We start from the raw sequence: 26,535 nt of genomic DNA, 5'->3' as shown, positions 1-26,535 counted from the left end.
CGGATTCGAGTGACGCCCGGGTGTCCGGCGGGCGGGCGGAGCCTGAAATCCCCTCGGCCGCACACATTTCCAATCGACTGATACGAATACGCGACCGGACCGCATGAACCGGCTCTCGCATGGTTCGATCACACGGGTGGCCCGGGAATACCGAGGGTGAATCGACGGGGTGATCCGGGGCCCGCGCGCGTACCGATATCCCTCCCGAGACGGTGGACGACAGACTGTCCGGAAACTGCCGACCGGCAATTTCCGATATCGACCCACTATCCGAACAGTGAGACGGGTTCTGTCTCGTATCGCGAGAATTCCCGGCAGGGCCACCGAAGAAATCGAAGCCGACGAATTCGAAGGAGTGTACTGAAGTGGACAAGCTCGGCACAGCGGAGGAATTGGAGGCAGCCGCTTCCGATCTCACCGGGCTCACCGACTTCGGCCCGTCGGAGTACCGGGAAGGCCTCGAGGTGCTCCTGGCTTCCTACCGGGAGGAGGCCGATCTGACCCCGGAGGGGACGGCGGCGGTTCGGGGCGAGCTGACCGGCATCCTCGCGTCCCGCCTGATCAGCCAGGCCCAGTTGCAGGCGCACCCCGAGCACGCCGAGGTCCCGATCGAGCGGCCGGTGTTCATCGTCGGCTTGCCGCGCACCGGTACGACGACCCTGCACCGGATCCTGACCGCCGACCCGGCGCATCAGGGTCTGCAGATGTGGCTGGGCTACGCGCCGCAACCCCGGCCGGCGCGCTCGGCCTGGGCGGCCGACCCGGTCTTCCGGATGGTGCAGAACGGCATCGACGAATTCGTCGAGCAGGTTCCCGGCTACCTGGGCATCCACAATCGCAAGGCCGCCGAGGTCGAGGAATGCTGGCTGCTGACCCGCCAGTCGATGCTCTCGCCGTATTTCGAGTTCACCGGGTACGTGCCGACGTACTCCGCCTGGCTGGCGGCCCAGGACTTCACCGAAACCTACCGGCGGTATCGCAGTAATCTGCAGCTGATCGGGCTGCCCGACGCCGGAAAGCGCTGGGTGCTCAAGTCTTCCAGCCACCTCGTATGCCTGGACGCGCTGCTGGCGACCTTTCCGGACGCCCTGATCGTCCAGACCCACCGCCGGCCCGCCCGCACGGTGCTGGGATCGGCGTGCAGCATGGTGAGCAAGATGGCCGCGGGCAGGTCCGCGACCTTCCGGGGCGAGGCGATCGGGCCCGTCCTGCTCGAATTCGCCGTCCGCACGCTCGAGCGTTACGCCGAGGACCGGGCCGAATACGACCCGGCCACGTTCTACGACGTCGAGTTCGCCGAGTTCACCGCCGACCCGCTGGCGATCGCCACCGACATCTACCGGCACCTCGGCCGGGAGCTCACCGACGAGGTCCGCACCGCGATGCGGGAGGTGGTCGCCGAGGACGATCTCCTCCGTTCCCATCGGTACGACGTGGCCGACTACGGCATCGGCGCCGACGAGGTCGACGCCCGGCTCGACGCCCTGCTCTGAAACGAGGAACGATCATGACGCCGTCCGCGGCCCCCGCGCTGGATCGCTGGGGTTTCTCCACTTGGCTCGACCACGCGCGAGGAAGTGGCGAATTCATCAAGTTGCCCGAACTCGACGGCGTCAACGACGCGGTCGTGAGCATCGAGGGCAGGAAACTGGTCAATTTCTCCGGCATCGGCATCCTGGGCTGGCAGCACGATCCGGAGGTGCGCAAGGTCTTCGCCGCGACGGCGGCGGAATACGGCCTGGTGGTCGGCGGCTCCCGGATCATCCAGGGCGTCTCGCGGCCGCACCTCGAGCTGGAAGCGCTCGTCGCCGAGATCACCGGCCGGGAGAAGGCGCTCACCTTCGCCACCGGAATGCTGGCCAACCTCGGTTTCGTCAACGCGATGAGCGCGCGGTTCTCGTTCGACAACAACGCCGGCGTGAACAACACCGACACCGTGCTCGTGCTCGACCGGGAATGCCACTGGAGCATGTGGAAGGCCGCCGAGCGCTTCAAGTTCGGCCGCAACCTGATCATGTTCGACCACAACGACACCGCGAGCCTCCGCAGTGAGCTGGAGCAACTGGCGGGCCGCAAGATCGTCGTCGGTTTCGAGGCCGTGTACTCCGCCGACGGCTCGATGGCCCCGGTCGCCGAGATCCTCGACCTGTGCGAGGAGTTCGGCGCGGTCAGCTTCGTCGACGACGCCAACGGTTTCATGGTCTACGGCAACGGCGGGCGCCGGTTCGCCGCCGAGTACGAGGCGCTGCGCCGGGCGACCTTCCTGATGGTGTCGTTCGGCAAGGGCGTCGGGCTGAGCGGCGGCGCGCTGGCCGGACCGGCCGACGCCCTCGACGCGTTCCGCTTCCTTTCCGGCACAACGGTGTTCACCACCAACATCCAGCCGCCGACCGCCGGCGCCATCGTGCACGTGCTGCGCACGATGCGCCGCGACCCGTCGATCATGGCGAACTACCTCGACCGCATCGACCGGCTGCGGGAGCGACTGCTCCGGATCGGCTGCACGATCAACCCCACGCCGACCTACGTGACCTCGATCCTGGTGGGCCCCAACGACATCGCCGTGAACGTGCGCCAGGAGTTCATCGACCGCGGATACCTGGTCCCGATGTTCGGCTACCCCGCGGTGCCGAAGGGCCGCGCCGTGATCCGGCTGCTGCTGAACAACCGGATCACCGACGAACAACTGGACGGCTTCCTCGACACCCTCGCCGAACTCCGGGAGAAGTACCGGTTCTGAGCGACCGTCGAGCCGGGCCGGGGTCGGCAATCAGCCCCGGCCCGGCTCGACGAGGTGAGGACGCCGTTGTCGTTCGGCCGGAAGGCCGATGCGGCATCCGGAATCGGCTGCGCCGGAACGGTTCTCACATCGTGTGCCGCGAGAGCTGGAGGTCGAGGTCGGGATACGCGCGCCGGTAGGAGTCGAGGTGGGATTCATAGTGGTCGCGCCCGCGAGTGGTGAGCACGATCAACGCGGGCAGCGGAATGGAACCTGTTGCGGCCCAAGGCAGCAGGGAGGTGACTTCCACGACTGCGACCAGTGGGCCGTCGGGATGTTGCAGGAGCCGGCTGATCGGCTTCCGGCTGTTCGCCAGTTTCTCCGCTTCCCGGTACAGCAATCCCGGTGGCATCGCACCGATCTCGGGTGAGGTACCGCGCTGGTATCGGCCGATCGGAGGTTTCTGCAGTCGACCGATTTCCCCGCCCTGCAACCGGATCAACGCGTCCAGGACCAGCACATCGGCCTCGCGCAGGAGGTTCCGGGCGGGATCGCGGTCGGCCCGGTGATCGACGAGCCCGCCGTGGGCGCCGTCGGTCGGCCGGGGAACCGGGGTGTCGATATCGGGATACAGTTCGCGATAGCAGGCATGGTGGTGTGCGTAATGCCGCCGAGCGCGGGCGGTCAGCCTGACCCGGTATTCGCCGAAACCGTCTGCCCACGCGGTGAATTCCTCGATGAACGCGCCGGTTCGACGGTCTCGCAGCCGCAACAGGGTGCTCCGCGACAGTGACCGGTGCGCGTCGAGGGCCAGGCCCTGCTCACCGGCGCTGTACAGCGTGCCCAGCACGCCGAACGATGATCGCGACGTCAGATCCTTGGGCCGCGTCGATCGCACGGCTGTTTCGGTGCCGCACGGCTCGGTGTCGGAGACACGACTCACAACAGTCTTACCTCTATCGGGGATCGGCTTGTGATGTCAGTCACCAGTAACCAGGTTACAGTAGGTGATTTGCCAAACGAGGCGGCCGGGAACCGTGCAATGTCCCAAAAATGATTGTGGGCCTCGCATTCGGAGGCGGCAGCGTGTCGATCGCCACGCAGCCGGTCGCACGGACCGAGTTACGTACTGCACTGGGACGAAATATTTCGGTGGGTGACGGAGGCCGGAGCGTCGACGGGCGGCCGTCACCGCTCGGGTGCGAGCGACTCACTTGATCTGCGCAGGTCACAGCCATTAATGGAAGCGGATAGCCGAGCTGTGGCGGAGACGGCGACCTCGGCGGCGAGTGATCCGGCCCTCGAATCCGGCAAACATATCGTACGGATGCAGTACGTAATATAGCCTCGGTGGAGTGCCGGTCGAGCGAAGCGGTCGCGATCGTGGCCCCGCGAGACCGGCTGTGCACCAACCGATGTCTGGAGGAACGATGCGTATCGGAGTGATGATCGGGCCCGAGCGCGGTGATACCGCGAGCAAGGCCGCCCGCATGGTGGACGATGTGGTGTGGGCCGAGTCGGCCGGTCTGGACACGGCCTGGATTCCGCAGGTCCCCGGCGATTTCGACGCACTGACGGCCATTGCGCTGATGGGCGCCGGGACCAACCGGATCGAGTTGGGCACGGCGGTGGTGCCGTTGCAGGCCCAGCATCCGATGACGCTGGCCCGACAGGCGTTGTCGGTCCACGCGGCGACCGGCGGGCGGCTGACCCTGGGTATCGGGCCCTCGCACCGCTACATCGTGCAGGACATGCTCGGTCTGCCCTACGACAAACCGGTGGCATACACGCGCGACTATCTCGAGGTACTGATGCCCGCACTGCGCGGCGCGGAATCGGTGGCGGTCGGCAACGCCACCTTCACCGTCCGCCATCCGCTGGACCTCACGCCGGTGGCTCCCCTGACCGTGATGACGGCCGCTCTGGCGCCGATGATGTTGCGGCTGGCCGGGGAACAGGCCGACGGCACCATTTTGTGGATGGCCGACGATCGCGCTGTCGCCGAGCACATTGCTCCGCGCATCACCCGGGCCGCCACCGAGGCCGGTCGCCCTGCGCCGCGCATCGTGGCCGGATTGCCGATATGCCTGTGCCGGCAGACGGACGTCGACGCGGCCAAGGCCCGCGCGAACCGGATCCTGGGCGTCGACGAGACGCTGCCCAACTACCGCCGGCTGCTGGAACACGGGAATGCCGACAACATCGGCGATCTGTGCCTGGCAGGCGACGAGGATGCGATCGTCACCGGGCTGCGACGATACGCGGCCGCGGGTGCGACCGACGTCTCGGTGCGATTGCTGCCTCTCGGCGACAACCGCGCGACGCTCACGGCATCCAAGCATCGGACCAGGCAGATGATCGCCGATATCGCCGACGAGTTGCGCGGTACGACGACCGTTTCGCGGTGATCGCCGCGGACTCGCCCGGCCGGACCTGAGCGCCCGGCCGTTGCCGGCGGCGGCGGATCGGCGTCGCCACCGCGGCTCTGCCCGATCCGGTGGACGGCGTCGGGTGGTGCGCGGAAGCCCGCGCCCGGGTCCAGGGATGATCGGGGCATGGAAAGGTCAGCTACCGGCTCGGGTCGATCCGTCGGACGCAAGCGCGACCCGCGCATCGAAACGTTGGCCCTCGTCGCGGCGATCGAGGTGTACGCACTCGACGGATGGCACGGCTTCACCTTCGAAGCGGTCGCCCGGGTATCGGGCGTCGGCAAGCCGGCGATCTACCGCCGGTGGCAGACCCGCGAGGCGCTGCTCATCACGGCCTTCAGCCGCACCAACATCCCGACGGCCCGCGATCTGGGCAGCCTCGAAGCAGATGTACGCGACTACACGAACCAGTGGGTGCGCTGGTATGTCACACCCTTCCTCGCGCAAGCCGCCAATCGTCTACTGGTCGACTGTGTCAGCAATACCGAACTCGACCGCCTGTACCGCGAGGAGATCTTCGACCCACTGGGAAAGGCGGCACGGCAGGTCACCAACAGAGCCTCGGCTCGCGGGGAGATCCCCCCGGGAACACCGGCCACCATCCTGCCGGACCTGATCCTTGGGGGCATGCTGATGCACTGGATGTTCGCCCCCTATCGCGACGACCGCGACGCGGAACAGTTGTTCCGAGCAGACTCCGACCGCCTCGCCGAGGTGATCCTCGCGGGCCTGCGAGCCCGACCCCGGACCACCTCGGCCTGACCCGGCCGCACGCCATCGGGCCTCACAGCACGCTGGTTGCCGTGCTGCTGTCGTAGGCGATCAGTGCCGCTTGGAGCCGGAACCGATCGTCGGGGTTTCTGAAGTCGAGACCGGTTACCTGTCCGATACGGGTGAGCCGGTAGTCGACGGTGTTGATATGGATGTGCAGCTGTCGGGCGGTCTGCTTCCGGTTGAGATGGTTCGACAGGTGCGCGCGCAGCGTGTCGAGCAGGTAGGGAGCGGTGGCCAGCGGCGCCACGATCGCGGCGAGGTGGTCGCGCGCAAGCCCCGGGCGCGCGAGCTGGTGTTCGATCACGAGTTCGTCCAGGCCGTACAACCGGGCAGGAAGCTGGTGGTTCCGGGCGAAACCCGCCAGCTGATGCGCCAGGTTCACCGAGGCCGGCAGCCGCGATACGTCACTGTGCAGAACGAGCAGATGAGTATCGTCGTCCAGTACCGCGGTGAGCCGGCCCGCGGCGGCGCCGGTCTCGGTGTCGGCCAGGTCGGCGGCGGGCACCAGCACTGTTGCTCCCCATCGCCCCGCCAGCGTGAGCACCGCCGGTGAGTACTCCGCCAGCGCGGTGCTCGCCCGGTCCCACCATGCCGTGACGTCCGCGCGGTCACGCAGCGGACGGCCGAATCGCAGCGCGAAAACCCAATAGGCATCGGCGAGAACGATGCCGTGCGCGCGGGCCAGGACCGCCGGGTCGCGACCGGCGAGCAGGGCGGCGGTGACCGCGTGGACCGCGCGGACCGGATCGCCGGTGACCTGCGCCGTCTCCCGCAGATAGGCACGCGAGACAGCGGCGGCGATGACGGTCCGCGCGACGAACACGCTCCGTAGCGTCGGCAGCAGGCCGGGCCCGCCGAGGGCACCGAGTTCGTCGACGACGACCTGCATGCCGGTGTGCACGCCGCGCACGATCGCCCCCAGCGAAATTCCGTTGTGGGCGCACCGTGACGCGTACTGCTCGATCGCGGTGACCCGGCCGGAAAATTTGCGCCCGGCCAGCAGATCCGCAGCCAGTGCCAGGCACAGCGCTGTCGCGTGCTCGATGTCGGTATCGAACCGATGGTCGTCGCCGTGGTCCGCGATCAATCGGCGTGCCACTGCCGGTGCGAGACCGGTGAGGTCGCCGGCGGGTGCTCGCCGCGGTGCCGGCGGTTCGGCGCGGGAGTCGTGCCCGGTACCGCCGGGCGGAGCGGCGGCCGGGCCACCGGGCCGCCCGCGGTGCGCCGGGACGCCGCGGCGAACCGGCGACGGTGCCGGGCGCACAGGAGTCCGCCGCTGAGGTGCGATATCCGGGCGGGCGTCCGCGCCCTCGGGGATCTGCGTCGAAACCATCGGCAACCTCGACCAATCACTTGGAAACTGTGTGGTTTTCAAGCGGACGGTATAGTTACTGACGAGTAACTTCAAGGTCGGGTTGTTACTCGCGGGTCTGCGGCGAGCTACGGGCTGCTTATGATCGCAGGGTGGTTCGTTTCCGGACCGGTGACCGGCCCTCGATCTTCGAGGCGGAGATCCGGTCTCTGCCCAGTGGCTACCGTGGCATCCCGCGACAAGTCGTCGAGGCTTCCCAGCTGCAGCGGCTGCGGCACGGTGTGCTGATGGCCGTCGCCGAACACGGCTACGGGCAGACGACCATCGCCGCGATCGCCGAGCGGGCCGGGGTGTCGAAAAAGACGTTCTACGAGCATTTCCCCGACAAACAATCGTGTTTCGTGGAGGCCTACGAATACGGCCGGATCGCGGTGCTCGACGACACCACCGCCGCGGCGGTCGCCGCCGTGGCCGCCGGCCGCGGTCCGGTGGAACAGATCAGGCAGGGGACCGGCGCGTTCCTGGACTTCATGACCCGCGAGGCCGACTACGCGAAGATCTTCCTGTTCGAGATCCTGTCCGCCGGTCCGGCCGCGGTCGACCGCTACCTGCGATGCCGCGCCGACTTCACCGCCGCGGTGGCCGCATGGCACCGCAAAGCCCGTGTGGCACATCCGGATTGGCCCGAGGTCCCCCCGATCGCCTACGAACAGGCAACCGCGGTGGTCCACGGGATCACCCTGTGCCGGGTCGCCGCCGACCGTGCCGCCGAACTCGGCGAATCGCTGGAAGAGCTGGTCGAGGGACAGTTGGCGGTATTACGGGTCCCGGCGAATGCGGTGGCCGACGAGGCTTCCGCCGCGCCCGGCAGTGACGCACCGGGCACGGCCGGACCACCCTGCTGAACGCGCAACCGGCTCGGCGCCGCGGGAAGCGAGCGTGCCTCAGAACGTCCAACGTGTGGTGCCGCCGGGCTCGACCGTGGACACCGACACCGCCGACCGGGGGGTGACCCGGTAGACGTACCACGGTGCCGGGCCGGTCGCGGGCGCGTTGAACGGTGCCGTCAGCCCTGTGCCGGATTCGTCCACCTCGCACGGCCAGCCACCCTCGGCCCAGACGGCCGCGATGCGCTTCACCGTCGTCGGGTCGGTGATCTTCTGGGCCGTCCCGTCGATCACGAGATCGAATTCGTTCGCCGAGACGCTGACTGCACAGCGCGGGTCACGCGCGACGTTCTTGCCTTTCAGCGTGGCGTCCCCGGTCTGGAACCAGTACGTGCTGTCGACCCAGACGGCGCCGATGGCGGTGACATGCGGCGTTCCGTCCGCGTTGATGGTGGTGAGCCAGGTCGTGTGCCGGCTGGGTCCGCCGCTTCCCGGCGCCTGGTCGATGTCACGGTCGAGTACCGCCGTCACGCTCTCCCAGTCCTGGACCTGCATCCCGTTGGAGTCGTCGAGGTTCTTGGCTTTCATCGCCCATCCCTTTCGTGGTTTACCCAGACAGACGGCTCCCGCCTGCCGAACTCATCGCACGACTCGGCCCCGAAATGTGCCGTATTGCCGGCGACCGCGCGAAAACCGTTGCACCGCTCGGCATCCGAGCACTGCGTGACACGAGGCGAAGAACACGGCCACCCCGGAATGCTGTCATTCTCCGTCCGCACGGATCGCCACGCTGGACCCGAGTCCGGCGGCGGCCTGCGCGGCGGCTCGGGTGAGGGCAGCGACGGACGGTGACGTGCTGTGCGCGGGCCACGCCAACAGCAGCACACTCGGCGCGATGTCGGTGACCACAACGGTGGTCAGGTCGTCGCGCAGCGGCGTGGTCAGCGACCGAGGCAGCACGGCGACCGTGCGCCGCAGCGCGATCAGATGCATCAATTCGCTGATGCTGCCCATCGCGTCGGCATCCGTGGGGTGCTTGTGCAGGTTCTCGCCCGCGAGGTCGGCCATCCGCAGATACGACCGGCGTGCGAGTGGGTGCGACGCCGGCAGCACCGCGACCGGTGCATCGCTCAGCAGCGTCTCGGTGTCCAGCCCGCGCACGTCGTCCGGCGGCGCGTACAACAACGCGGCGTCGGCCTTCCCTTCGCGCAGCATGCGGGCACGGTCGCCGCCGAAGACCACCTCGATCGGCAACACGTCGTCGTTGCGTTCGTAGGCGGTGAGGATGGCCGGGAGCAGCCCGGCATCGCCGCCGGGTTTCATGGCCAGGATCAGGCGCGGCTCTCGGGTGCCCGCCCGCTGTGCCCGGGCGGCCGCGGCGGATGCCGCCTCCAGCACCGTGCGCGCGTCGCGAGCGAGCACCCGGCCCGCCGCGGTCAGGGCGACCGCGCGACTGGTTCGTTCGAACAGGATGACGCCGAGGCGGCGCTCCAGACGCTGGATCGTCTTGGACAGCGCGGGCTGCGCGATACCCAGCAGGGCGGCGGCCCGGCCGAAGTGCAACTCGTCGGCGACCGCCAGGAAATACGCCAGTTCCCGGGTCTCCAACCGATCCATTCCCTCATGTTATCGATCACGGCCCGGACGGCCTTGGACGCGCGGCACCGGGCGGTGATCGGATGGGCTCATCCCGCTCGGGGATCGGAACGACCACGAATATCAGGAGGTAACACCATGCCCACGATCGCTCTCGTCGCAGCCGGGACACGCCTCGGTCTATCGCTCGGCAGAGTTTTCGGCGGTCACGGCTTCGACGTCGCCCTGATCGCCCGTTCCGAGGAACGACTCGGCGAACTCGTCGACACACTGGCCGCCGAAGGTGTCGAAGCGGCCGGATTTCCCGCCGACGTCACAGACCGCGCCGCGCTGGCCACCGCCGTGGACGATGCCGCGGAGAAATTCGGCGGAATCGACGTATTGCAGTACTCCGCGCCATACGTGCACGCTGCCGACGGCGACGGCCGGATGACCGGAGTGCTGGACGTGACCGTGGAAAACCTGCGGCCGCAGATCGAAGGTGCCTGCTACGGCGCGATCACCGCGACCCGCGCGGTACTGCCCGCAATGCTGGCCGCCGGTACCGGCACCCTGCTGTACACCACCGGCGCCAGCGCGGTCACTCCGACGCCGTGGGCCGGCACCGCCGGCGTGGCCGGCGCCGCCGTGCGCAACTGGGCCCTCAACCTCAACAACACCCTGGCCGACCGAGGCATCTACGTCGGCTACGTCGCCCTCGGCGCATGGATCGTGGGCACACCGGGCATGCCCGAGGACGCGTCACCGATGGAACCGGACGACATCGCCCGACGCCACTGGGACATGCACACCACCCGCAACCCCTCCGAACAGCTCATCACCCCCTGACCCTCGCGTATCGGGCCGCGCTCGCCCAGTCGATCATCACGCAGGTCTCGTCACCGAGCACCCATGCGTCGTGGCCGGGTGGGCAGAACAGGAAATCGCCGGGGCCGATATCGTTTTCGGTGCCGTCGTCCATGCGGATCCGCATCCGGCCGGACACGCAGTAGCCCGCATGCGCGGCCTGGCAGCTGTCGGTTCCGGCGATGGGTTTGACGTGTCGGGACCAGCGCCAGCCCGGTTCGAACACGGCACGGCCGATCGGGCCGTGTGGTGTCTCGACCACGTCCATGCGGCCGGTTCCGGCTTCGAACGGCCGTGATTCGTCGGGATGGTCGAGGCTGCGCACGAGCAGCTGCTGTGCCTGTCCGTCGGACATGTCGTCCTCGCGCAGCAGATCGAGATTGCGGAAGACCGCCGGGCTCGCACACAGCGCGGCCAGTTCCTCGGCGAATCGAGCGGTTTCGGGGAGATCGGAATTCTGCATGGCCTCCGTATAGGAGGGGAATTCGACCATTTCCAGATAGGTGTTCGCCCGGTCGCGATCCTTGGTCTCCATACCGCGTAGAGCAGTGCGTTTGCCCGCCGTCCCGGCGAGCCAGGCATCCAGTTTCTCGTTGACCTCGTCGATATGTGTGGTCTCGAACTCGATCGCCTGCACGAATCCTGTCATTGCTGGGGCTCCTTCGAAGAAGACACCCCTGTCGACAACGATACTCGTGGAGTTCCGGGTGTGATCACGGTGGCGGTAGGTAGGAGATCTGCACCATCCGGTTGTCGCCGGAGCGGGAGACCAGGGTGCCGCGGCCGGGTGGGAGTTTGGCCGAGCGTACGTCGCCCATCAGCTTGCCCTCGTCCTTCGGCGCCGACATCAGCAGTGTGTCGACCGAGAGGTCCTTCAGCATCGCGAGCACCTTGTCGCGCAGGGCGCGGGCGGCGCCGCCGGAGCGGCGGGCGACGATCAGGTGGAGGCCGATGTCGCGGGCGTGCGGCAGGAATTCCAGCAGTGGCTCGATCGGGTTGGCGGCACCGGTGGCGACCATGTCGTAGTCGTCGACCACGATGTAGATCTCCGGGCCCGACCACCAGTTGCGCTCGCGCAGCTGCTGCGGGGTGATGTCCGCGCCGGGGATGCGCTGGGACATGAAGGCGGCGACCTCCGCGAGCATGCCGACCGCGGTCTGGGCCGAGGTGGAGTACCCGGCCAGCCGATGGCCCTCGAGCAGGCCCAGCATGGTGCGCCGATAGTCGATCAGGATGAACCGGGCCTGCGTCACGGTCGAGTTCTCCGCGATGCCGAGCACGATGTTGCGCAGCAGGGTGGTCTTGCCGCATGCCACGTCGGCGAATGCCAGCAGATGCGGTTGCGCGTCGAAATCCAGTGCCAGCGGCGCCAATTCGTTCTCGCTGAGGCCGATCACCACGTGCTTCGCGTCCATGAGCAGGCCGTCGCGGGCGGCCGCCGCGAGCACCTGCGCGCGCGGGACCTCCAGCGGCAGCATCCGCACACCCGGGGCCCGGCGGTCGCCGTAGAGCTCGGTCAGCTGCCTGCGAGCAGTCGCGATGCTGTCGGACAGGGTCTGCGCGTCCGAGCTGGAGTCCAATCGTGGCAGCGCGATCAGCATGTGCAGCCGGTCCGGGGTGAGGCCGCGGCCCGGCCGGCCCGCCGGCACCAGAGTCGCTGCCCGGCGGTCCATCTCGGAGTCGCCGGGATCGCCGAGGCGCAACTCCAGCCGGGTACCGACGAGATCCTTGACGGCGGGCCGGATCTCGGGCCAGCGATTGGCGGCGATCATCAGGTGGATGCCGTAGGACAGACCCTGTGCGGCCAGCCCGTTCAAAGCCGGTTCCAGCAGGTCGAATTCGGCCCGGATGGTCGCCCAGCCGTCGACCACCAGGAACACGTCGCCGAACTGATCCTCCGACAGGGGATCCGACGCTTGCTGTTCCGGTGGCAGCTGCGCCGATTGTGCCTTGCGCTGCCGGAATTCGTGGATCGATTCGATGCCCAGCTCGCGGAACCGCTGCTCACGCTGGGCCAGCAGGGTGACCATCTCGGCGATCGTGCGGCGCACCCGGTCGGGGTCCAGGCGGCCGGCGACCGAGCCCACGTGCGGCAGGCCGGCCAGCCCGGACAGCGTGCCACCACCGAAATCCAGGCAGTAGAACTGGACCTGCTCCGGGGTGTGGGTGGCCGCGGTCGCCATGATCAGTGTGCGCAGCGTGGTGGACTTGCCGGACTGCGGGCCGCCCACCACCGCCAGATTGCCCTGGCCCGCCGAGAGATCCACGATCAGCACGTCGCGCCGCTGCTCGTAGGGCTTGTCGATGACGCCGATCGGCAGCCACAACCGGCCGTGCCGGTTGATCGGGGAGCGCCAGTCCGGATCCGGCAGCAGCATATCCACCGAGGGCGATTCGTCCAGCGGCGGCAGCCACACCTCGTGTGCCGGGCGGCCGTGCCCGCGCAGCCGCTCCACCACGACGGTGAGCAGGGTGCGCGGCATCGCCTCACCGGTGCTGCCGGACGGCGAGAGTTGCGGCGCCGCAGCATAATCCGGCGGCGGGGGCAGCTCCGGCAGGCCGGCGGGCGCCGCACGCGTCCCGGCCGGCCGGATCCCGGCCGCGGGCTGCCCGGTGGGCAGCGCCACCCTCGACGCGGTGAACACCACCGGATGCCGGGTGCGCAGTGGGGTACCGTCGGCGGTGTGGTCGACGTCGGCGACCGACGACAGGTAGGGCCCGGACACGTAGCAGGCGTTGAACCGCAACGGGTCGGCCGCGTCGCTCTTCAAGTAGGCGGAGCCGGGCACGCTGGGCAGGTGGTAGGCGTCGGTGATGCCGAGTACGGCCCGGGATTCGTTGGCGGAGAAGGTGCGCAGGCCGATCCGGTAGGACAGGTGGCTGTCCAGGCCGCGCAACTTGTTCTCCTCCAACCGTTGTGAGGCCAGCAGCAGATGTACCCGCAGCGACCGGCCGAGCCGGCCGATCATCACGAACAGATCGGCGAAATCCGGCTTCTGCGAGAGCAGTTCGGAGAACTCGTCGACGATGATGAACAGCGCGGGCATCGGCTCCAGCGGGAGACCGGCGGCCCGAGCCCGCTCGTATTCGGTGACATTCGCGAAGTTCCCGGCCGCCCGGAGCAGTTCCTGGCGGCGGGTCATCTCGCCGGACAGCGCGTCCTTCATGCGGTCGACGAGGGCGATCTCCTCTTCCAGATTGGTGATCACGGCGGCGACGTGCGCCAGCGACTCCAGGCCGAGAAATGTCGCGCCGCCCTTGAAGTCGACCAGCACCAGGTTCAGCTGATCCGGCGAGTGGGTGGTCACCATGGACAGCACCAACGTCCGCAGGAATTCGGACTTACCGGAACCCGTTGCGCCGATGCACAATCCGTGCGGTCCCATGCCGAATTCCGCGGACTCCTTGATATCGATCTCGACCGGGGTGCCGTCCGGCGTGATGCCGATCGGCACCCGCAATCGCTCCCGGTCGCTGCGCGGCCGCCACACCGTGGCCGGATCGATCTGCTCGGCGTCGGGAATCTTCAGCAGCTGCATCAGGCCGGGAACGACCCGGGATTCGTCACCGAGACTGACGATCTGGGCCGCGGTGGCGACCTGGAACCGGGCCAGGTTGCGCGACAGCTTCTCGGCCTCGGCACGGCTCAACGAGTCCGCGGTGGCGAAGCGTTCGACACCCGACGCGGATTTCGCGGCCACCATATCGTCGGTGACCACCAGTTGCAGGCCGCGGCGCACGGCCAGGCCGGCCTGCGGAGCGGTCAGGTCCAGCACCGTCACCGAATCCAGGCCGGCGTCACTGACGATGCGCTCGGTGCCGCTGACGAAGCCGTCGTCGATGATCACCAGCAGATGGATCCGCCCGGCGGCGGGCTGCGCGTTGCGCATGAACCGTCCACGCTCGAGCAGCTCCATGGCCAGCGCGGTCTCCAGTTCGGCCAGCGACCGGTACATCATCCGAACCGATCCCATACCATCGCGTTCCACCCGATGTTGCAGGTGCGGAAGCCATTTCGCCCAGGACCAGGCCGGGCCGTCCGGGTCGGCGCAGATGATCGCGACCGCGGCGTTGTCCGGGCCGTGGAAGACGACGAACTCCATCAGTATCGCCCGCACCAGCATGCGCGCGGCGGCCGGATCGCCCTCGATGTTGACGGCGGGGAAGGCGCGCAGCGAGATCGCGGTCGGCAGGTGGTGCACCACCGAGTGAGTGCGCACGAATCGGCGCAGCGCCACCGTCGACACCGGCTCCAGATCCTCCAGCGGGCCGGTCTCCGGGCGGGCCAGCCGGGTGGCCAGCCGGTGGCTGCCGACGCCGACCCGGACGTGCCCGAAATCGGCATCGCTGGGCCGGCGCTCCCACATCCGCCGGGTGCCGATCACGGACAGCAGATCCGACGGCGCCGGATGGCTCCAGATCAGCGAATCCAACTGGGCCAGGCCGGTTTTGCGGACATCGCGGCGAACCTGGTCGAGATAGCGGAAGTAGTCCTTGCGCTCCTCGTTGAGCTCGGCGGCCTTCTTCGGGCCGCCGGTGCTCCGCATGCCCATCATCATGCCGAACATCGACAACAGCATCATCATCGGGAACATCAGCATGAACGGGTTGGTCAGCACGTTGCGGCCCATCATGACCATCATCGCGATCATGCCGACGACGGCGACCACCATGACGATCGGCAACAACTGGACGATCAGCCCGGCCGGAATCGGCCGGGACAGCTCGGGCGGCGCGGTGAGGGCCACCTCGCCGCCGGGGGGATGGGGCGGTGCGATCCGCGGCCGGCGCACGAAACCTTCGGTGGGCATGTCCTACCGTCCTTCCGGCGAGCGGATCCCGGCCGCGGCCGGCGTTGCGGCGGAACCGGATTCGGGGTCGGCGGCCGGGTCGACCGAGCCGGCCGGATGCCGGCGGCGGTACGGGATCGCGGCCGCGTAGCCGAGGCCGAGCAGCGCCAGCAGCGTGATCGAGCCGGCGGTGGCGACCCGGCGCGGCAGCGGGTCGATGTACGGCGGCGGTGTCGGCGCCGGAATCGCTTGCGGCACATCGGCGCCCGCACCGGGTGCGCGGTCCGGCAGTTGCCCGGTGAGGGCGGCCGTCGGATCCACCAGGCCGTAGCCGAGCCGGTCGTCGCGACCGGTGGCCGGATTCTGCGCGGTGCGTTCGATCCGCTCGATCACCTGTGCCGCGGTCAGTGTCGGGAAGCGGGCCCGGACCAGCGCCGCCACCCCGGAGACGAAGGCGGCGGCGAAACTGGTGCCGTCCAGCGAAATCGGGCCCTGCTCACCGCGTTCGGCGTCGACCAGTCCGGCGCCACCCGGCCTGCTGTCCAGGGATACGATGCCGCGGCCCGGCGCCGCCACGCCGACCCACGGCCCGGCGATCGAGAACGGCGACGGCGATCCGTCCGGATCGGTGGCGGCCACGGCCAGGACGTACGGGGCGAACCAGGCGGGACTGATCGTCTGTCTGACCGCGCCCCAACCGGTTCCGGTGTTCTGCGCCGGGCAGGCGGCGGAGTCGATGTTTCCGGCGGCGGCCACCACCACCACGTTGCGGTCGTAGGCGTACTTCACCGCGGCACCCAGTGCGCCGTCGGCGGTGTCACCGCCTGCCGGGGTACAGGACACCTCCGACAGATTGATCACCGTCGCACCCAGATCGACGGCACGGACCACCGCCGCGGCCATCGTCAGCACGGTGCCGTAGCCGCCGGCGGCCACCTTGCCCGGCGCACCGGAGTTGTTCTGCCCCTTGGCCTCGTACTGCAGACTGAGCTGGCGGACACTGAGGATCGAGGCCTCCGGGGCGACCCCGGCGAAGGCATCGTCCGGGCCGGGACGCGCGGCGATCAGACCGGCCACCAGTGTGCCGTGCCCGTCGCAGTCCTCGGTGCCGTCGGTGGTGGACACGAAATCGCCACCCGGCTGCAGATCCGGCAGCCGGGGATGCCGGTTCACCCCGGTGTCGACGACGGCCACCTTCTGACCCGCGCCGCGACTGAACTGCCATGCCTGGTCCAGCCGCAGAATCCGTTGCGGCAGTGGCGGATCGCGCGGCACCGGACCGGCCAGGAACGGTTCCACGCACCGCGCGCGCTGCTGGGTCGGCTCCGGCGGGCCGTTCCCGGCGTTCACCGCGAGCGCCGGCCGCAGCGCGCCGTCGTCGACGGCCGGCGGGGGCACCGCCGGCGCCGGGGCCGCGGCGACGAACACGGCCGTGCCCAGCACGAGCGCGAGCACCGCCGACCGGCGGCCGATCGGCGCATGCGATCCCCGGCCGGATGTGGCAGCCGGGCAACGGATGTCGTGACGGTACGGGCTCATGGCGGCGTCAGATGTTCCGCGCCGCCGCGTAGATGCCCATCAGCCACAGCACCAGCGGCACGATGAGGATGATCAGCAGGTACTCGATCAGCTCGACGGCCCGGCGGACCACCGGGGACACCTCGGTGTGGGGGCCGATCACGCCGAAGCACGTGACCGCGGCGCCGGCGACGAGGACCAGGCCCGCGACGGTCGGCAGCCGGTCGTGCTCGCCGAGCCCCACCCCGGCGAGCAGCAGCACTCCGGCCAGTATGCCGCCGGCTATCAGGACAGCGGCCTGGGCGAGATCGGCGAAGGCGCGGCCGCGCAGGCACAGCACGACCGCGACGACCGCACCCAGGGCGAGGCCCTGCCAGCGAGCGGCGCCGAGTGGGTCGGCAGCCAGGAACGTGCCGAGGTCGACGGCCAGCACGGCGCCGAGGATGATGCCCGACTGGTACAGATTGGCCGCCTGCGCGCGCTGTTGCAGGCCGGCGGCCGACGGCAGCACCGTCGCGCCGATCGCCCCGATGTCCTCGATGGTGGGCCGCGGCTCGTGGTCCGCGGGATCGATCGCACCACCCGCGGTCGGCACGGGTGGGACCGGCAGCCGCGCGGCCGCCAGCGCCACCCGGGGCGCCATCGTGATCAGGATCAGCCCGGCGACCACCACGCCCGCGGCGATCGCGGTCAGCTCGAAGTCCCACACCATCCGCACCAGCGCGGCCCCGGCCAGGACGAGTCCGCCGGTGACGGCCACTGCGACCACCAGTGCGCCGGCCCGGCTCAGGCTGTGCACGGCCAGTGCCGTGACCAGCGTCGCCACGCCGGCGAAGAGGAGGTGCGCAGCGCTCAGCCGGCCCGGAGTGCTCAGTGCCGCAGCGGATCCCAGTAACAGGACGGCATCGAGCGACAGCACGGCGGCGGTCGGCCGCGCACCCGGATACCGGCGGCCGACGATCACCGCCGCGCCGGCCACCAGCAGGCCGGCGGCGGCCGCGATCAGGCCGCCGGTACAGCCGGTGCCCTTGGCCACCGCCAGCAGCGCCACCGCGACGACGACCGCGATGATGCTGCTGCCCAGGCCCATCCAGCGCGCGGCAGCCGGTGACCAGCTCCGGAAGCTGTCGGTGGTCAGGCGGGACACCGCGTCGATCACATCGTCGAACAGCGCCGGCGCCTCCTTGGCGGTCACCGAGCGCAGCACCAGCAGCTCGCCGTCCAATACCTCTGCGTCGGTGAGGGTTCGGTGCAGCGGGATCGGATCGTGGCCGATCCTGGCGAGCGTCCAGTGCTGGATGAGCAGCGTGCTGCCGTCGTCGTGCTCGGTGAGATCCGGGTTGCGCGAGTCGATCAGCTCGACGAGTTCGGTGATGTACGCGACGATGGGAACGGTGGCGGGCAGGCCGATGTCCAGCTGGGTGTTTCCACCGATCACCGAAACTCGGCACAGATCCGGTTCCACGGCTCCCGAGCCGCTGCTCGACAACTCGGTCACGGGTTGCAGAACTCCCTACGATCGTGGCACTCAACCATTTTCGACATGTCGAACCTATCCCTGTCCCGCGGTCAGTGCTCGGCGGGAGCGGGAATGGGCTTGGCGCAGGCGCCGGGGTGGTCGGCCGGGTTCGGGCACTGGGGCAGGCTGTCGTGGCTCGTCAGCGCGTCCGGCCGGGCGAGGGTGGGGCCGGGGGTGAGCGCCTCGAGGATCGGCGCGGGGGCCGGCTTCGGATCCTTGGCCAGGCCGAGTGCCGCGGCGGTGGCGCGGTCCGGGATGCCGTATCGAATTCCGTTGTCCGCCAAGTAGAACAGCGGTCCGCGATCGATGCTGCCGGGGGGCGCGCCGACCGACTGGACGTATTCGCCGGTGCCGGGCCGGACATAGACCTCGTCCACCCGGTCGCCGGCGCCGTCGGCCGTGGCGAGCCGGACCGGCCTGCCGTCGCCGGGCACCGGAACCCGCCGGCCGGCGAGCAGCGTGAGCGTGCCGGCCGGATCGTCGGCCGACCGGGACCAGGACACGCATCCGACCGGATCCGTATCGGCGGGAACGATTCTCGGCACCGGGCCGGGGAACTTGTCCACCGGCAGCCGGTTCACCACCGCGATGCCCACGATCCGGTCCGGGGGCACGGTGGTGACGTCCGTCATGTTCTGCGAGTTGGCGTTGCGGATCACCTCGGCGGCGAACGGTGACACCCGCTGGACACCGTCGGTGAGCACCACGTACAGCTCGTCGGTGTCCACCCGGTGCACCCGGACGACCGCCCCGACCGGTATCCCGGACAGCTTGCCGGGCCCGGGTGTGCCCACGTCGTCGATGTGCGGAGCCTGCAGCGCCGGAACGGGTTCCGCGGTGTCGAGCAGCGCGGCGCCGATCGGGCGGGCGGTGGCGGTGCGCAGGCCGAGCGAGCGGATCAGCACCGGATCGCCGGGATCCAGTTCGGCCCGCCGGCCGGCGAACAAGAGGTAGGTGTGCCCGGCGTGGGTCGCCAGGAACGCGTCGCCGGCACCCATCGGACGCGCGCCGGCCACACCGCCGGTGCCGGGCGAACCGACCACCGCCGTGGTCAGCACGCCGGTCGTGGCGGCCGGACTGCCCTGCACGGTGTCGCACAGTGTCCAGGTCGAGTGTCCGGCGTCGGCGGAGCCGGGCAGCGCGGCGGGCGCGCCGGGAATGCCCAGCAGCGGCCCACGGGGCATGGTCAGCTTGGCTTCACCGACCGGCGTGGGCGATGCCGGGTCGGCGACGATCAGTCGCGCCGACGCCAGGTTCAGGACCGGATGCAGGGTACCGTCGACGATCACGTACAACGCGCCGGATTGCTTGCCCATCACGATCTTCGCGTCGCCGATCGAACCCTGCGGCCGGAGGAAGGCCAGGATCGCGGCGCCGGCGACCACCAGGACCCCCAGCACCGCACCGATGACCAGCGAGCGGAATTGTGTGCGCATCGGATCGTGCAACATACGGATGTCCCGCCGCACCAGGGCGTGCTCGTAGCGATCGAGCAGGAACCGGTAACCGTTGACTTGGGCGCGCGTGGTCAACTGGGTCGGCACGTGAGCCTCCGAACGATCGAACTACCGGTATGTGCCTGTGCGACTACACGTCTCGCGCAGCCTGCGCCACGACAGACTAGCGAAGCCGGGCGGATCCGGTCCATGATGGGTGCGTGAGTTCGCCGGCCCCGCAATTGCGTTCCCCCGAATTCTGGCTGTTCCGCACATTGCCGCTGCGGCGGGTGTTGCCGGTTCTGGTGGTGGCGGCCGGCCTCGCCTACGTGGCGGAGGTGTGTGCGCCGCAGTGGTGGGTGCCGGTGGCGGCCGCGACGGCCGCCGTCGTGATCGGACTCGTTCCGGTGCACGGCAACTCGATCGCGAAGCGGATCGGCCAGGGCATCGCCTATCGCTGGCAGGCGGCGGGAAATCGGTCCGCCGCCGCTTCCGGCGCGCCGTTCGACGTTCCGCTGCCCGGCGGCGGCAGTTGCGGAATGCGCTGGGACGGAGACTGTCTGATCACGATGCTGCGCATCGACGCCCAGCCGCGCACGGTCACCCGGCTCAGCCCGACCGGGCTGCTCGCCGACGACATGCTGCCGCTGCCGATGATCGCGCGCTGCCTCGACCAGTTCGACATCGATCTGGCCACCATCGACATCGTCAGCACCGGCTCGCGCAGCGCCGGAACCGGTGCGGTGGCACGGATCTACGAGAGCGTGCTCGGCCCGCTGCCCGCGGTCGCGCACCGCACGGTCTGGGTGGTGCTGCGGCTGGATCCGCTGGCCAACGCGGAGGCCGCCCACCGCCGCGGCGGCGGCGCGGGAGGCGCGCTGCGCTCGGCGATCGTCGCCACCCGCCGGATGGCCAACCGGCTGGCGGTGCACGGTCTGCACGCCGCGGCGCTGTCGGCGGCGGAGATGACCTCCGCCGCACTGCAACTCACGCTCGGCGTGGGGATCGGCGAGTTCACCGAAACCTCGCGCAGCGTGGTCCACGACGGTATGCACCACACCAGTTACCGGATGACCCCGGCGGCGCTCGGGCCGCGCGGCATCGCCGCGGTGTGGTCCACGCCGACCGTCGCCACCACGATCACGGTCCGGCTGCAGCGGGCAGGATCCGGTGCGGCCCGGACGGCCGCGGCCGCGCCTGTCGCGGTCACCGCGACCGCGCGGTTCGTCACCCGCGACGCCCCGGTGCGGGTGCAGGCCCCCGGGCTGTTGCCGCTGCACGGGAAGCAGTGGCGCGCAATGCTGTTCAGCTTGCCGCTCGGCGCCGGCGCGGCCACGCTGCCGCTGGACGGCTACCTGGGCGCGCCCGACGCACTCGCGGATGTGCCGATGCCGATCACCGGTTGCGGACAGCTCATCGGCGCCGACGACTCCGGACAGGGTGTGGCGCTGCCGCTGGTGGGCAGCCATGTGCGCCGGGTGGAGATCGTCGGGTCCGTGCTGATGGCCAAGCAGGTGATCCTGCGCGCCATCGCGCTCGGCGCACATGTCGTGGTGCACACCGACCGGCACGAGGTGTGGCGGCCGATGCTCGCCCAGATCGCCGACGAGCAGGCGCTCACACTGGCGGCCCGGCCGGCGGGCTCGCAGCAGGCGAATTCGTATCGGCTCGCCACCATGGTCGTCTACGACGGCCTCACCCCGGCCACCCACCACTCCGACGCGACCGTGCTGGTGCTGCGCCGGAACGGTTCCGTGGCAGACGGTTTCGAGCCGAACGTCACGCTGGTCGAGAGCCCGGACACGGCCAACCTGGTCACGGTCCACACGAACTCCGGTGCGACACCGGTGTACATGGTCGCCACCCCGGAGGAACTGGCGTATGTCGGCGCCCCGGTGGGGGTTCCGGCCTGAGCGCGCAATTCCGCTGTCCCGCAGGGGAACTCGCCCGACGGTGCGCGACCGATGGCCCGAACCCGGCAACCGGGTTCGGGCCAGGGGTGCGGGCATCCCTCAGCCGCCGAAGCCGACCTGGACCTTGGTGTCCGCGGCCACGGCATTGTGCAGAGCGTCCTCGACCGCGGTCGACAGCGCCTTGACCAGGCCGATCGCGGTGGTCGGACCGGTGTCGCCGGGCAGACCGAACTGCTGGTCCCACGTGTGCTTGGACGTTCGGAAAGCGTCGAGACCGGCGTTGCCGTCCCACGCCTGGGCGAGGTTGGCGGCCGCGGTCTGCAGGTTCTCCGACTCCGTTTCCAGATCCCGGCCGAACTGGCCGAGCAGGTCGGACAGCTCCTGCAGGACGACTTTTTCGTAGACGAAAGCCATGATGGATCTCCTTCTCGAAGGGGGTGGCGGTCCGGGCGGATACGGCCGGTCAGGACGGCGCGGCGACACCCAGCGTGGTGAAGAACTGGGTGTTGTCGCCTTCCATACCGGAGTAGGTGTGGACGCTGGTGCCGACCTCGGCCTGGAGGTCGTCCAATGTCTTGTTCAGTGCGGTGGCCTCGGTTTCCCAGTTGTCGGCGGCGGTGTTGCACGCGTCGAAGGCATCACCCTGCCAACCGCGCTTGGCGTCCTCGACGGCCGTGGTGATGGCGTTGATCTTGGCGCGGATCGCGGCGACCGCGTCGGCCATGGCGGTCTGCGCACCGGACGCGGTACTTTCGTTCTGCTGAATCTGTGGTCCGGGCATGTCGGTCCTACTTTCTGTTGTCCCAGTTGGGTTTCCGTATTCCACGACGCTGTGGGTCAGGGCATCCACCTTCCGCCCGGCAGCGTCTCGACCAGGCGCGTGACGGCATGGGCGACCCGGTGATCGGTTCCGGGGGAGAACGTGGTCCAGATCGTGTGGTCCGCGGCGACATTCGGCCCGGCCACGATCCGGCCCCGGTGGGTGTCGTAGATCGCCACCGCACCGGGGGCGGCCCGGGTCGCGCCGTTCGCGTGGGTGTACGCGACGATCTCGGCGTGCGCCAGGCATCCGGACATCGCGAGACCGAATCCGATCGCCGCGCGCTCCTCGACGCCGAGGCCGTAACAGATCTGCGTGTAGTCGGCGGCGGTGCGCGCGGCGTCCAGCCGCTCGCGCAGCCGGTCGACAGGGGCGCTGAAGGTCGGGACGGCCGCGGGCGGGCGCGGACCGAGCGCGTCGAGCACCGGCCGGGCCAGGCCGGCGGCGTCACCACCCCATCCGGTTGCGAGCTCGAACGTGTCGTCGGTCCGCACCGCCACCACATGTCCGGTTCCCCTGCGCGCCAGGCAGATCCGGCGGACCCCGGACGCGGTGTGGATGCGCGTGGCCAACTCTCGTTCGGGCTGCGCCAGAATGTGCAGTGCCGCCGCCAGATCGGAATCCAGATCGCCGTACCGGTCGAGCAATCGGGCGGTGCGCAGGCCGTCCAGTGCGGCCGTGCGGGCGGCCAGGAAGGCATCGATGCGATCCTGGCGCGGCCCGACCCCGAGCACATGCGGCAGGGTCTGCACGCCGAGCAGTTCCGCGGCCGCGAGGATCGCGTCGTTGGTCAGTGCCGGCATCGGCCCGCCCTGCCTCATCCCGCCGCACCCGAGGACGCGGACCCGGTGGGCGGCGCGTCGTGCTCGCCCACCACGGCCGGCGCGGCGGCCAGGCCGGACTCGAATTGCCAAGAGCCGTATCCGGATTCGGCCGGACCGGCCCGCACGGTGCGTTCCTCCTCGGCAGCGCCGGCCGTGGGGGAGGCCGCGGCGGCCGGCGCCGACTGCCCGGTCGTCGTGGCCACCGGCGCCGCCGGCGACCGCACCGGGGCCGGTTCCCGCGACACCACGGCGACCCGCCGCACGCGGGCGCCGACCAGGGCTTCCGGCACCGGGAACGCGGGCAGCGGCACCATGATCGGCGGCGCCTCGGTGGTCGTCGGCGGCCGGGCCGGGACGGCCTGTTCGGCCGCGAGCGCGACCTCGGTGGACAGCGTCGGCGGTTCGGTCTGCGACCACGGCCGCGACAGCGGCTCGGCCGCCGATTCGTAGGAGCGCATCACGCGCGCCGCACTCGCCCCGGCGATGTCCTGATCCGCACCGATCTGCGCGGCCGCGCCGATCAGCGGGGCACCCAGCGCGGCCGCGGCGGCCGCCATCCCCTGCGCCGCCGCGGCCAGCGCCGCGATCTCGCCGATATGCGGCATGGCCAGCCGGGCCACCTCGTAGGCGGTGGCCAGGTCACCGGCGTGCACGGCATTGCGCCCGGCCGCGCCGGCCGCGTCCAGCAGCCATTCGCGCATCGTCGAAATGCGTTCGAGCACTTCGTCACTGGTGTCGGAATGCCAGTGGTCCCGGATCTCGCCGAGGATCCGGTCGTACTCCACCACGGCGGCGCCGAAACCGGCGGCCAGGTGGCCCCAGGCGACGGCGGCTTCGGCCGCCGGTACCGAGCCCGGGCCCGTGGTCAGATCGCGCGCCAGCCGGTCGGTGGGCCGGGCTTCCCAGACCACACCGGTGAATCCGGCGAACGGTGGTTCGATCATGATCGTCTCGCGTCAGCTCAGGGCGCCGAGGGCAGCCGCGTTGTCGCTTTCCATCCCGGCCAGGCTGCGCGACTGGGCGCGCAGCGTGGCGGCCAGTTTGCGCAACTCCAGCACGCCGGACGCGGCGCGGTCGCCGTAGTCGGCCGCGACCTCGCTCAGGGTCAGTGCGGCCCGCCGGGACACCTCGTCCGTCCCGGGAGCCGACACGGCGAGAGCCGGGCGCCGCACCCGCAGATCGACGTCCAGCCGGTCGGCGAGCGCGTCCAGATCGGCGGCCGCTCGGTCGGCCCGTACGGGATCGAATTCCATGACGACCTCCTAAAGGGTGAGTGCCTTGTCCGGCGAGTCGGTGTCCGGCAGCACGGCCATCGCGTCGGCCGTGCCGAGCACCGGCAGCGATGCGCCTTCGATGGGCCCGACGACGTCGTTGCCGTGCTGAGCGTTGATCAGGTGGCCGCGGACGCTGTCGCCGGTCGCGTTCCCGGTCGCGCGGGCGGCGCCGACGGCGGCCGCGGGTGACATCGGCAGCACGCCGGGGCCCGGACCCGGCCCCGGCGCGGACGCCACGGCCGGTTCCACCGCGCTGCCGCCGGCCATGGCGGAGAGGATGCCGTCGGTCCGCGCCGCGGTGAGGGGGACCGCCGATTCGGTGACGCCACCGGCGCCTCCGGCGATACCGGCACCCGCGCCGCCCCCGGCAGCGCCACCGCCCGCGACGGCTCCGGAAGGCGCCCTGCCCTGGGCCGAAACCTGTTGCGCCGCATGCTGTGCCGCCAGGGTGCCGGCGGTCTGGGTGGCGGTCTGTATTCCCTGGGTCGCCATCGAGGCGAGGGTCTGCACCATCTGCAGCGCCTGGGACAGGTATTGCGTCGGATCGGCCGAAGCGCCGGCGCTCGTGGCACCGGTGGTCGCCGGGGCAGCGCTGGTGCTCGCGAGCGTCTGCGCGACCTTCGCGGTCGCCTTCGCCGCGGGCAGCCGGGTGCTCGCCGACAGCTCGGCCGAAGGCGCGGTGCCCGACACCCCCCGAGGTATTTCGGTGATCTTCACCTTCTGACCGGTCTGCGTCATCTTCGCGCTGTGCGCGGACAGTTCGGCCCGGGTCCTGCCGACGATTCCCAGCGCTTCGGCCAGCGTTTCGGTCGACGCGGACAGCACGAACGCCTGTCCGGGCGGGGTCAGCAGGAACGGGCCCGCCGCGGCCAGCGATGTCAGGTACTTCGCGGTGAGGCCGGTCATCTGCGTGTTGCCGGTGAACACGCTGTCCGCCGCGGCGGTCGTGTCGGCGGAGATCCCGCTGCCCTGGGCGGCCAGCGCGGTGCCGTCACCAGCGGCCTGGGTGGCCGTATCCGACGCCTGCGCGGCGCCGGCGCCCTGCCACAGCGTCATCGCCAGCTGCAACGCGGACGTGCCGAGCTGGACCACGGTGGTCAGCACCGCGGAGATCTGGCTCAGCACCTGGGTGGGATCCATCGCGGGTGCGGCCGGGGTGCCGGGTGGATCGGATGAGGCCGGGGCGCCGAACCGGCCGCTGCCGAAACTCGCGGCCAGATCGGTGATCGGCTTGGTGAGTGCGTCCAGATCCAGCACCGGCAGCGCCGGAAGTTGCGGCAGCGGCGGTATCGCGGGCAGCTGCGGCAGGGCCGGCAGGCCCAGATCGCGCAACACGTCGCCGACCGGACGGTCCACCAGCGCGCCCAGCGCGCTCTGCCGGAGCAGCTCCACCACCGATTGATCCAGCGGAGAATTCATCGGGTGTTACCGATGGCGTGTATCGCCGCGGCGGTATCCGACTCGGAAACCTCGTATTCCGTGGCACTTTCGTACGCGGCCGCCGCGGTGCCCGCGTGTACCGCGGCCAGCTCACCGACCGAACTCAGGTGATTGGCTTGCGCGACAGCGAAACTCGCGAGGAAATCCTGTCCGATGAGACCGAAGACCGGTATCGCGGCCGCGACGGCGGCCGCCTGATCCACGGTGCCGGCGGCCAGGGTCCGTGCCGCCATCGTCGCGGCGACAGCGCCGTACCCACGGACGCCTTCGGGTGCCGCAACCAGGTCACTCATATGAAACCCCCTGCCCAGGAGGCGAAGTCATCGCTGCGCCCACGTCCGATCCGGACGATCGGTGGTCGAACGCGACAATTACACCGCTCGTCACCGGGCATCGACGTCGAGCCGGGACGGACCTGGACAAGCCTGGACGCCGACG

The 26,535-nt window shown here is 70.1% G+C and carries 24 protein-coding genes; 8 read left to right on the top strand and 16 right to left on the bottom strand.

Annotated features, from left to right (window positions below):
* Positions 1–365 precede the first annotated feature (365 nt).
* Complete coding sequence (locus G361_RS0106245) at positions 366–1,493, top strand: sulfotransferase (protein WP_019926205.1); 1,128 nt, start codon at positions 366–368, stop codon at positions 1,491–1,493.
* A gap of 14 nt (positions 1,494–1,507) precedes the next feature.
* Entirely contained in the window at positions 1,508–2,740 is a 1,233-nt protein-coding gene (locus tag G361_RS0106240) for a pyridoxal phosphate-dependent aminotransferase family protein (protein ID WP_019926204.1), read from the top strand.
* Between the two features lie 124 nt (positions 2,741–2,864).
* On the opposite strand, the gene G361_RS0106235 is transcribed toward G361_RS0106240, so the two are convergent.
* Positions 2,865–3,662, bottom strand: coding sequence for a hypothetical protein (locus G361_RS0106235; RefSeq protein WP_019926203.1), 798 nt, complete (start codon positions 3,660–3,662; stop codon positions 2,865–2,867).
* A 487-nt stretch (positions 3,663–4,149) separates the two neighbouring features.
* On the opposite strand from G361_RS0106235, the gene G361_RS0106230 reads away from it, so the two are divergent.
* Both G361_RS0106230 and G361_RS0106225 read left to right on the top strand, forming a co-directional pair.
* Positions 4,150–5,127, top strand: coding sequence for a TIGR03564 family F420-dependent LLM class oxidoreductase (locus G361_RS0106230; RefSeq protein WP_019926202.1), 978 nt, complete (start codon positions 4,150–4,152; stop codon positions 5,125–5,127).
* 147 nt (positions 5,128–5,274) lie between these two features.
* A complete protein-coding gene (locus G361_RS0106225; RefSeq protein WP_081635306.1) occupies positions 5,275–5,910 on the top strand; it encodes a TetR/AcrR family transcriptional regulator in 636 nt (211 codons plus the stop codon).
* Between the two features lie 22 nt (positions 5,911–5,932).
* Here G361_RS0106225 and G361_RS0106220 read toward each other — a convergent pair whose 3' ends face one another.
* Positions 5,933–7,021 carry a CdaR family transcriptional regulator gene (locus tag G361_RS0106220; RefSeq protein WP_196814427.1) on the bottom strand — a complete coding sequence of 363 codons (1,089 nt, stop codon included), beginning with the start codon at positions 7,019–7,021 and terminating at the stop codon, positions 5,933–5,935.
* Between the two features lie 365 nt (positions 7,022–7,386).
* Between G361_RS0106220 and G361_RS46695 the strand changes: the two genes are divergently transcribed.
* Positions 7,387–8,139: a TetR/AcrR family transcriptional regulator gene (locus G361_RS46695; RefSeq protein WP_019926199.1), complete on the top strand. Its 753-nt coding sequence runs from the start codon at positions 7,387–7,389 to the stop codon at positions 8,137–8,139.
* A gap of 39 nt (positions 8,140–8,178) precedes the next feature.
* On the opposite strand, the gene G361_RS0106210 is transcribed toward G361_RS46695, so the two are convergent.
* Entirely contained in the window at positions 8,179–8,709 is a 531-nt protein-coding gene (locus tag G361_RS0106210; RefSeq protein ID WP_019926198.1) for a pyridoxamine 5'-phosphate oxidase family protein, read from the bottom strand.
* A gap of 174 nt (positions 8,710–8,883) precedes the next feature.
* The gene (locus G361_RS0106205; RefSeq protein ID WP_019926197.1) at positions 8,884–9,738 is read right to left on the bottom strand and encodes a LysR family transcriptional regulator; all 855 of its coding nucleotides are present in this window, start codon (positions 9,736–9,738) and stop codon (positions 8,884–8,886) included.
* 117 nt (positions 9,739–9,855) lie between these two features.
* Between G361_RS0106205 and G361_RS0106200 the strand changes: the two genes are divergently transcribed.
* A complete protein-coding gene (locus G361_RS0106200) occupies positions 9,856–10,545 on the top strand; it encodes an SDR family oxidoreductase (protein ID WP_019926196.1) in 690 nt (229 codons plus the stop codon).
* Here the strand turns inward: G361_RS0106200 and G361_RS50730 are convergent.
* The 5 genes from G361_RS50730 to eccB all read right to left on the bottom strand — a co-directional run bounded on the left by G361_RS50730 (position 10,535) and on the right by eccB (position 19,934).
* Positions 10,535–11,212 (bottom strand): cupin domain-containing protein, encoded by a 678-nt coding sequence (locus G361_RS50730; RefSeq protein ID WP_019926195.1) that lies wholly within the window; start codon positions 11,210–11,212, stop codon positions 10,535–10,537. The two genes, G361_RS0106200 and G361_RS50730, sit on opposite strands and share 11 nt — an antisense overlap.
* Positions 11,213–11,276: 64 nt before the next feature.
* Complete coding sequence (locus tag G361_RS0106190; protein ID WP_019926194.1) at positions 11,277–15,374, bottom strand: type VII secretion protein EccC; 4,098 nt, start codon at positions 15,372–15,374, stop codon at positions 11,277–11,279.
* Between the two features lie 3 nt (positions 15,375–15,377).
* A complete protein-coding gene (mycP, locus tag G361_RS42525; protein WP_155981327.1) occupies positions 15,378–16,892 on the bottom strand; it encodes a type VII secretion-associated serine protease mycosin in 1,515 nt (504 codons plus the stop codon).
* Positions 16,893–16,899: 7 nt separating this feature from the next.
* Positions 16,900–18,369 (bottom strand): type VII secretion integral membrane protein EccD, encoded by a 1,470-nt coding sequence (eccD, locus tag G361_RS0106180; protein ID WP_019926192.1) that lies wholly within the window; start codon positions 18,367–18,369, stop codon positions 16,900–16,902.
* A gap of 71 nt (positions 18,370–18,440) precedes the next feature.
* Positions 18,441–19,934: a type VII secretion protein EccB gene (gene eccB / locus G361_RS0106175; protein WP_019926191.1), complete on the bottom strand. Its 1,494-nt coding sequence runs from the start codon at positions 19,932–19,934 to the stop codon at positions 18,441–18,443.
* Between the two features lie 113 nt (positions 19,935–20,047).
* Here eccB and eccE point away from each other — a divergent pair, with 113 nt between their 5' ends.
* Positions 20,048–21,739: a type VII secretion protein EccE gene (eccE, locus tag G361_RS0106170; RefSeq protein ID WP_019926190.1), complete on the top strand. Its 1,692-nt coding sequence runs from the start codon at positions 20,048–20,050 to the stop codon at positions 21,737–21,739.
* Between the two features lie 99 nt (positions 21,740–21,838).
* Here eccE and G361_RS0106165 read toward each other — a convergent pair whose 3' ends face one another.
* Positions 21,839–22,153 (bottom strand): hypothetical protein, encoded by a 315-nt coding sequence (locus G361_RS0106165; protein WP_019926189.1) that lies wholly within the window; start codon positions 22,151–22,153, stop codon positions 21,839–21,841.
* Positions 22,154–22,202: 49 nt separating this feature from the next.
* Positions 22,203–22,520 (bottom strand): WXG100 family type VII secretion target, encoded by a 318-nt coding sequence (locus tag G361_RS42520; protein ID WP_019926188.1) that lies wholly within the window; start codon positions 22,518–22,520, stop codon positions 22,203–22,205.
* Here G361_RS42520 and G361_RS51720 point away from each other — a divergent pair.
* Positions 22,519–22,623: a hypothetical protein gene (locus G361_RS51720; RefSeq protein WP_155981326.1), complete on the top strand. Its 105-nt coding sequence runs from the start codon at positions 22,519–22,521 to the stop codon at positions 22,621–22,623. The genes G361_RS42520 and G361_RS51720 overlap by 2 nt on opposite strands.
* Here G361_RS51720 and G361_RS0106155 read toward each other — a convergent pair.
* The 5 genes from G361_RS0106155 to G361_RS0106135 are packed head-to-tail and all read right to left on the bottom strand — an operon-like array spanning position 22,577 to position 26,390.
* On the bottom strand, positions 22,577–23,362 hold the full coding sequence (locus G361_RS0106155; RefSeq protein ID WP_019926187.1) for an ESX secretion-associated protein EspG: 786 nt from the start codon (positions 23,360–23,362) through the stop codon (positions 22,577–22,579). The genes G361_RS51720 and G361_RS0106155 overlap by 47 nt on opposite strands.
* A gap of 14 nt (positions 23,363–23,376) precedes the next feature.
* Positions 23,377–24,327 (bottom strand): PPE domain-containing protein, encoded by a 951-nt coding sequence (locus G361_RS0106150; RefSeq protein WP_019926186.1) that lies wholly within the window; start codon positions 24,325–24,327, stop codon positions 23,377–23,379.
* A gap of 12 nt (positions 24,328–24,339) precedes the next feature.
* On the bottom strand, positions 24,340–24,636 hold the full coding sequence (locus G361_RS0106145; protein WP_019926185.1) for a PE family protein: 297 nt from the start codon (positions 24,634–24,636) through the stop codon (positions 24,340–24,342).
* 9 nt (positions 24,637–24,645) lie between these two features.
* Positions 24,646–26,076: a hypothetical protein gene (locus G361_RS46690; protein WP_019926184.1), complete on the bottom strand. Its 1,431-nt coding sequence runs from the start codon at positions 26,074–26,076 to the stop codon at positions 24,646–24,648.
* On the bottom strand, positions 26,073–26,390 hold the full coding sequence (locus G361_RS0106135) for a type VII secretion target (protein ID WP_026342749.1): 318 nt from the start codon (positions 26,388–26,390) through the stop codon (positions 26,073–26,075). The genes G361_RS46690 and G361_RS0106135 overlap by 4 nt, the downstream gene beginning before the upstream one ends.
* Between the last annotated feature and the right edge of the window lie 145 nt (positions 26,391–26,535).

Source organism: Nocardia sp. BMG111209 (assembly GCF_000381925.1).
Taxonomy (GTDB): Bacteria; Actinomycetota; Actinomycetes; order Mycobacteriales; family Mycobacteriaceae; genus Nocardia.
Note: the sequence above shows the minus strand (reverse complement) of the source record. Positions and strands in the feature narration are given on the sequence as shown.